The following is a 7,172-nucleotide window of genomic DNA, read 5'->3' as shown; positions in this document are numbered from 1 at the left end:
GCGTTAAAGCAGCAGCAGGCTGCTTAGAGGAATTTTAAAAAAATACACATTAGAAATTCTGCAGGTCTTTGCGTTTTTAATAAGAGCAATTATGAAATTGATTCGTATAAAACTGTAACCTCACATCCCAAAATATCCGTTAATCGGACAGCCTGATCTAACCACTTGAAAAGCCAATGTTAGAAATAAGTTAGAAGAACATAAAAATAGCAAGGAGTCCGGAATACCAAACCCCTTGCCATGACTGTCTTAATTAAGATGCGCCCGGGAGGACTTGAACCTCCGACTCCTGGTACCGGAAACCAGTGCTCTATCCAGCTGAGCTACGAGCGCCTATGCATGATCATTTCCTCAAAGCACATGTCACATTATAATATGTGGCTGCGAAATAAACAAGCCCTATTAAAGATTTTATAATAAGACGGTATTTTCTGACGGTTTGGAATCGGGTGTCTGTGAAAGCCACCTTTCCGGTGCGCGACTTGACGATTCACTCGTATTAAGTGATCCATACCCCAATTGTCAGCAATAGGCCGAAAGCCCAGTGATGCCATGCTGCCCATTTCATGCTGCTAAGCTCAGCGGCTCGCGCAGATTTCTGCCGCAGAAGCCAGCGCAAGCGTATGGCAAAGGGAAGGGCGAACAGCACAATCATGGCTGATAAAGGTATGGTGCCGCTAAGAATCAGTCCGGTCACTGTTAAATATACCAGCAGTAAAAGAGCAGTCAGCACATGAACGGCATGTTTATAGCCGATTATGGCAGCAATCGTGCTGCGGAATTCATAGTCTTTGGCGATATCGCGGATATTATTCGTTAAAATCATTGACGCAATCATGAATGCAAATGGAAGCGACGCAAAAAAGATATCAGCATCTAGTCCGCAGCCCTGGACAACATAGCTTAATATCATGATGACAGGGCCAAGAAAAACGAACGCGACTGTTTCGCCGAGGCCGATCGAGGATAATGGGCGTGGTCCGGCTGAATAGAGATAACCGAATAGGATGCTCAGGACGCCTGCAGGAATGATCCAGAATGTACTCTTGACGGCGAGCCACAACCCGATCACAGCAGCAGCGCTTAAAAGTGTTAAAGCTAGATAGAATACGGTTTGATGAGCCGGGCCGTGCGCCTCGGCTGAATCATCAGTCCATTTTTGTCCGTCCTGTCCGTGCAGAAAGTCGTAATAATCATTGAACAGGTTGGCAGCAGATTGCACAAGTAATGAGGCGACAAGCATTGCCAGAAAGACAGTGAATTGAACTTTCCCTTGAGCGGCCGCCATACCGGTTCCTGTTAAAACCGGCGTAATGGTTCCCGTTAGCGTCATCGGCCGGAATAATTGAATCCACGAATCCCGGTAGAAATAGGTTTCCCGGCGATACACGACAGCAGACTGTGCCATACCAGCTCAGCTCCTCGTTTAGAATAAAACCATAAGAACAACCAGCGCTGCAAAACCGACCCCCTCTGCTGATTCCAGCAGGACAACGGCGGCTAAAGCTTTTGTTAGAGGTTTTGTGTTGCCGGCATCCGCCTGTTTCCATAATGTAACCTTTGAAAAAAGTCTTGCGGATTGTCTGAAGCCAACCACAGTCCCCCATAATAATGTCACAATACCGATAACGAGTGCCGTTATCCAGATTAGGCCATATCGTGTCGTGATCATATCTTGCCATTGGCTGATAGGTCCAAAAACTGTGCCAAGCAATACACCGGTTATAACGACACCACCGCCTGCAGCTGTTAAAAACTTATGTGACCATTGCATGAGTGCCTGCAGAAAGGTTCGCTGCTGGACAAAAGCCATTTTTCTGAAGGCAGGAAAAACACCCCAGCCTATAAACAGCACACCTCCGGCCCAGATAATGGCAAGCAGAATATGGAGTACTAATAAGACTTCCCGAAAATCCATTAGCACGACAGATCACCTGCTTTGTTTGATTTAATTTCATTATATACCCCGGGGGCATTTTGAGGTGTGATTCATATCACGTTAAAGCATACAATTCAATTAAATGACATGTTTATGCCATTCAGCCTGATGCGTGCCTTTTCGCAAATTTTATGGCAAAATAGAAAATGACGGGAAAAACATGGGGGATTTATCATGGAGCCGAAACTGGTGCAGGAACAGACGTTACAGATGAAAATGAATCAATCATTGATTCAATCGCTTCACCTGCTGCAGTATACAGGCATAGAAATTGTGGAATACATTCAGGAATTGGCTAAAGAGAACCCGCTGATTGAAACTGTCAATGTGGATGATGATATCAGCATCTTTAAAACGGCTGATATGAACGATACATCAATAGGCGACATGAACCAGGCTGAATGGACGATGTACGAACAGCTGAAAAGCCAGCTGTATGCCGTCCAGATTCCGGATAATTTACGCGAGGCGGTTATCTTCGGAATTGACTCGCTGAATGAAGATGGTTACCTGGATATGACGCTGGAAGCCTGGGCTCATGCATGTCAAATAACAATTGATATGACGAAACAAGCACTAAAGCTAATTCAAAAGCTTGAACCTGCGGGGATTGGAGCGCGGAGTCTCCAGGAGTGCATTCAGCTGCAATTGCCAGATAAGAAAGCGCTTTTAGAAGAATTGCTGTCTGATCATCTGGACTGGGTGGCAGAGGAAGACACAGCTGCCATCGCTGACTGTTTTAATATGCTGGAAGATACAGCTGCCGATCTGTTAAACCAAATTCAGTCGTGCCATCCTAAGCCGGGTCATCTTTTAGCGGCAGCGGATACAGCTTACATTATTCCGGAAGCTTATATTTATAAGGAAAACGGGGAATGGACCATATCGTTTTATAAATGGCATGCCCCGACGATTAATATTGATGAATCTTACCAGCATCTTCAAGTTGATGATAAAGCAGCACAGGATTATCTGAAGGAAAAATATAAACAAGTCAATTGGCTGCAGCAAGCGGTCGCATTCCGCGGCAATACAGTGGAGCAGATCATTGAAAAGATCGTCGAAAAACAGCGTTTGTATTTTGAACATGGTAATTTTATGCTGCAGCCTTTAACATTGAAGGATCTTGCTGCGGCGTTAAATATGCATCCATCGACTGTCAGCCGTGCCGTATCTAATAAATATATACAGACCAGACGAGGTGTTATGCCGCTTAAATTCTTTCTGCAATCGGGCGTTAAGCAGCAAAATGGAGAGCAAACCGCTTCATCAGTCATTAAACAGCTTATTGCTGAATTAATTAAACAGGAAGATAAGCTGCAGCCTTTGTCAGACCAGGCTATTGCAGACCGCCTGCAGCAGGAATTTGGGATTACAGCAGCACGGCGGACTGTGATGAAGTACCGCAAGCATTTGGGAATGGTATCATCAGCTAAACGAAAGTAACGGAGGGGGATCATGCCAACCATTACGATTTATCTAAAAGACAACTGTCCATTATGTGATGAGGCGCTTTCTATACTGAATTTATTGCGTTCAGATTATTCGTTTGAGGTTGAAAAGTGGGATATTGAAACGAATGATGACTGGCTGGAACGCTATCAGCTGCAGATTCCCGTCGTCATCATTAACGGCGCCGCTTTTAATGGCAGCCAAATCAGTTATGAAGCACTGGAAAGGGCGCTGTCAGCATTTGAAGCAAAATGATTTATTTAAAAGTAAACATATGTTATATTTAAAGGGAAAAATAAATTGTTCATATTTTTTTGACCCACGCGGGACACACTATAAATGACTGGGACAAAAAATGACCACCGGAGGAACTCTTGGATGCGTGAACTGATTGATTCGCTCAAAAAATTATCCCCTGATTTGCTGGAAATAATGCAGCAGCGCTACATACTTATGGAAAATGTAGAACTTCTGCAGCCGATCGGGAGGCGGGCTCTGGCAGCTAATACAAATCTGACCGAGCGGCACGTCCGCGGTGAGATTGATACATTGGCCGGGCAAGGGTTGATCGATGCGTCTCCAAAAGGTATGCAACTGACAAAAGAGGGGAAATTAGTTATTGAGCAACTGGCTTCGTTTATGCATGACTTAATGGGTTTAAATGTTTTAGAAAGCCGGTTGAAGGAAAGATTACAACTGAACAGCGTTATAATTGTTCCCGGCAATAGTGATGAGCATGAATGGGTAAAAGAAGAAATGGGCAAAGCATGTGTGACGTTCTTAGAAGAACATATGTTATCTGAAAAGACAATAGCTGTTACAGGCGGCACGACCATGACCGCGGTCGCAGAAATGATGAGACCTTCAGAAAATACAGCTGAATGTCTGTTTGTTCCAGCACGGGGAGGTCTCGGCGAACAAGAGGAAAACCAGGCAAATAAAATTGCTGCCCGTATGGCCAGACAGGCTAAAGGAAGCTACAGACAGCTCTATGTGCCTGATCCGCTCAGTGAATCGTCCTATCAGACAATGATTCACGAACCAGCTGTCATGGATGTCTTACAGCTTATCCAGCATGCATCTGTTGTTCTGCACGGGATTGGTGATGCTCTCACCATGGCCGAGCGGCGTAAAACGTCACCTGAGGTCATTGGCAAATTAAAACAGGAAAAGGCTGTCAGTGAAGCATTCGGTTATTATTTCGATGCCGCTGGAGAAGTTGTTCACAAGGTGCGTACAATTGGTCTTCACCTTGAGGATTTAACAGCCAGCAGACAGAGTGTTGTCGCTGTAGCTGGCGGAGCGTCTAAAGCGCAGGCGATCCAATCGTTTTTTAAACAGGGCGGCAGTGATCTTTTAATAACGGATGAAGCAGCAGCGGAAGCGATTTTAAGGGAGGATTCCTCTCTTTAAAATAAATTAGATTTAAGCATCAATTTAGGAGGAATTGCACATGGCACTAAAACTTGGTATTAACGGATTTGGCCGTATTGGACGCAACGTTTTCCGTCAGGCATTGAAAAATGATGCTGTTGACGTTGTTGCGATTAATGATCTGACTGATGCTAATATGCTCGCACACTTGCTGCAGTATGATTCCGTCCATGGTACTTTGGATGAAGAAGTGACTGTTAACGGAAACAACATTGTTGTTGGCGGCAAAGAAATTAAAGTGCTCTCGGAAAAAGATCCAGCTGACTTGGGCTGGGGTTCTCTCGGTGTCGAGATTGTTATTGAATCAACCGGCCGTTTCACGCAGCGTGATGATGCTCAGAAGCACATTGATGCAGGCGCGAAAAAAGTTCTGATTTCTGCACCAGCCAAGCAGGAAGACCTGACGATGGTCCTGGGTGTTAACGAATCGGATTACGATCCTGCTAAACATGATATTGTCTCGAACGCTTCATGTACGACAAACTGCATTGCACCGCTTGCTAAAGTGCTGAATGATAATTTCGGCATCCAGCGCGGTCTGATGACGACGGTTCACTCCTATACGAATGATCAGCAGATTCTTGATCTGCCGCATAAAGACTATCGTCGTGCACGTGCTGCAGCGCAAAACTCCATTCCGACTTCCACCGGCGCAGCGAAAGTTGTCGGCAAAGTTATCCCTGAGCTGGATGGCAAGCTGGATGGCATGGCTGTTCGTGTTCCAACATCTGACGGTTCATTGACGGACTTTGTGGCAGAACTTGATCAGGATGTCACCGAAGAACAAGTCAACAAAGCTTTCAAAGAAGCTTCTGAGGGTGAACTGAAAGGTATCGTCGGTTACACGGAAGCACCGCTTGTTTCCAGTGACATTGTAGGAACGACGTATTCATCATACTTTGATTCCCAGTTGACCATGACGATGGAAAATAATATGGTGAAAGTTATTTCGTGGTATGACAACGAAATGGCTTATTCAGCAAGATGTATTGATTTAGCTGTTTATATGAGCAAACAAGGTTTATAATAGAGAAAGGAGGAGGCTCGTCCTCCTCCTTTTTTCAGTTAACTCTTTGAAAACCAGTTGAACGGCGAATACAGGAGAAACTGACTCATGTGAATCGCAAGTCAAATACATATGTGGAAGGAGGTTGTATCATATGAATAAAAAAACGCTGCATGATTTGGATGTGGAAGGCAAGAAAGTATTTTGCCGTGTGGATTTTAATGTGCCTATGCAAGACGGCGAAGTGACGGATGATACACGCATCAAAGCTGCATTGCCGACGATCACTCATCTAATAGAACATGGCGCCACTGTTATTCTGGCCAGTCATCTCGGCCGGCCAAAAGGTGAGGCTTCTGATGACCTGAGACTTGACCCTGTTGCTGAACGCTTGAGTGAATTGCTTGGCAGAAATGTGATTAAAACGGATGACGTTTACGGGAATGAAGTGGATGAAGCTGTGAGTCAAGCCGGTCCTGGCGATGTCATTTTGCTGGAAAACGTTCGATTTGAACCGGGCGAAGAGGAAAATGACGCATCGCTTGTACAGGCGTTTGTCAATATGGCCGATTTGTATGTTAACGATGCCTTTGGTGCGGCTCACAGGGCTCATGCGTCCACAACAGGGGTCGCCGAAAAGTTGCCTGCTGCGGCTGGGTTTCTTATGGAAAAGGAAATTGAAGTGCTTGGTAAAGCATTGGCCAATCCTGAGAGGCCTTTCACAGCGATCATTGGCGGGGCCAAAGTTAAAGATAAAATTAATGTGATTGATAATTTGCTTGATAAAGTTGATAACCTGATTATTGGCGGTGGACTTGCTTATACATTTGTTAAAGCACAAGGCTTCGAAATCGGTAATTCATTGCTGGAAGAAGATAAGCTGGATCTTGCCAGACAATTCATGCAAAAAGCAGAGGATAAGAATGTCCGCTTTGTCATGCCGCAGGATGTCGTTGTCGCTGATGACTTGTCGGAGTCTGCTGACACAAAGATTGTTGATATCACAGCCATTCCAGATAATTGGGAAGCACTGGACATCGGTCCGAAAACCCGTGAAACATATGAGGCTATAGTCAAAGAATCGAAGCTGGTTATTTGGAATGGCCCAATGGGCGTGTTTGAGTATGCGCCATTTGCGGGCGGTACCCGGGCTGTCGCTGAAAGCCTTGCTCACACTGAAGGTTATACGATTATCGGCGGCGGCGATTCAGCAGCCGCTGTGGAATCATTCGGGTTTGCCGGCGATATGGATCACGTATCCACAGGTGGCGGAGCATCCCTGGAATTTATGGAAGGTCAAGTTCTTCCTGGTGTTCAGGCGCTTGACGATCAATCATGATT

7 protein-coding genes and 1 tRNA gene are annotated in these 7,172 nt (G+C 45.3%); 5 read left to right on the top strand and 3 right to left on the bottom strand.

Going from position 1 to position 7,172, the window contains the following annotated elements; translation table 11 throughout:
* Positions 1–259: 259 nt before the first annotated feature.
* The 3 genes from ACFQU8_RS02760 to ACFQU8_RS02750 all read right to left on the bottom strand — a co-directional run bounded on the left by ACFQU8_RS02760 (position 260) and on the right by ACFQU8_RS02750 (position 1,918).
* A tRNA-Arg gene (locus ACFQU8_RS02760) sits at positions 260–333 on the bottom strand.
* 166 nt (positions 334–499) lie between these two features.
* On the bottom strand, positions 500–1,408 hold the full coding sequence (locus ACFQU8_RS02755) for a prenyltransferase (protein WP_382357637.1): 909 nt from the start codon (positions 1,406–1,408) through the stop codon (positions 500–502).
* A gap of 18 nt (positions 1,409–1,426) precedes the next feature.
* Positions 1,427–1,918, bottom strand: coding sequence for a hypothetical protein (locus ACFQU8_RS02750; protein WP_382357640.1), 492 nt, complete (start codon positions 1,916–1,918; stop codon positions 1,427–1,429).
* Between the two features lie 195 nt (positions 1,919–2,113).
* Here ACFQU8_RS02750 and rpoN point away from each other — a divergent pair, with 195 nt between their 5' ends.
* From rpoN to ACFQU8_RS02725, 5 genes are all read left to right on the top strand, one after another.
* On the top strand, positions 2,114–3,385 hold the full coding sequence (rpoN, locus tag ACFQU8_RS02745; RefSeq protein WP_382357636.1) for an RNA polymerase factor sigma-54: 1,272 nt from the start codon (positions 2,114–2,116) through the stop codon (positions 3,383–3,385).
* 12 nt (positions 3,386–3,397) lie between these two features.
* Positions 3,398–3,646, top strand: coding sequence for a glutaredoxin family protein (locus tag ACFQU8_RS02740; RefSeq protein ID WP_382357635.1), 249 nt, complete (start codon positions 3,398–3,400; stop codon positions 3,644–3,646).
* Positions 3,647–3,769: 123 nt separating this feature from the next.
* On the top strand, positions 3,770–4,804 hold the full coding sequence (locus tag ACFQU8_RS02735; protein ID WP_382357634.1) for a sugar-binding transcriptional regulator: 1,035 nt from the start codon (positions 3,770–3,772) through the stop codon (positions 4,802–4,804).
* A 40-nt stretch (positions 4,805–4,844) separates the two neighbouring features.
* Positions 4,845–5,852 carry a type I glyceraldehyde-3-phosphate dehydrogenase gene (gap, locus tag ACFQU8_RS02730; RefSeq protein ID WP_382357633.1) on the top strand — a complete coding sequence of 336 codons (1,008 nt, stop codon included), beginning with the start codon at positions 4,845–4,847 and terminating at the stop codon, positions 5,850–5,852.
* Between the two features lie 133 nt (positions 5,853–5,985).
* On the top strand, positions 5,986–7,170 hold the full coding sequence (locus ACFQU8_RS02725) for a phosphoglycerate kinase (protein WP_382357632.1): 1,185 nt from the start codon (positions 5,986–5,988) through the stop codon (positions 7,168–7,170).
* Positions 7,171–7,172: the final 2 nt, after the last annotated feature.

Source organism: Lentibacillus kimchii (assembly GCF_042666895.1).
GTDB classification, from domain to species: Bacteria; Bacillota; Bacilli; order Bacillales; family Amphibacillaceae; genus Lentibacillus; species Lentibacillus kimchii.
The sequence above is the reverse complement of the archived record's forward strand: the minus strand, read 5'-3'. Positions and strand labels throughout refer to the sequence as shown.

Coding starts and splice junctions, on each gene's coding strand:
- ACFQU8_RS02755 (WP_382357637.1), bottom strand. CDS start 1,408: ATGGCACAGTCTGCTGTCGTGTATCGCCGGGAAACCTATTTCTACCGG.
- ACFQU8_RS02750 (WP_382357640.1), bottom strand. CDS start 1,918: ATGGATTTTCGGGAAGTCTTATTAGTACTCCATATTCTGCTTGCCATT.
- rpoN (WP_382357636.1), top strand. CDS start 2,114: ATGGAGCCGAAACTGGTGCAGGAACAGACGTTACAGATGAAAATGAAT.
- ACFQU8_RS02740 (WP_382357635.1), top strand. CDS start 3,398: ATGCCAACCATTACGATTTATCTAAAAGACAACTGTCCATTATGTGAT.
- ACFQU8_RS02735 (WP_382357634.1), top strand. CDS start 3,770: ATGCGTGAACTGATTGATTCGCTCAAAAAATTATCCCCTGATTTGCTG.
- gap (WP_382357633.1), top strand. CDS start 4,845: ATGGCACTAAAACTTGGTATTAACGGATTTGGCCGTATTGGACGCAAC.
- ACFQU8_RS02725 (WP_382357632.1), top strand. CDS start 5,986: ATGAATAAAAAAACGCTGCATGATTTGGATGTGGAAGGCAAGAAAGTA.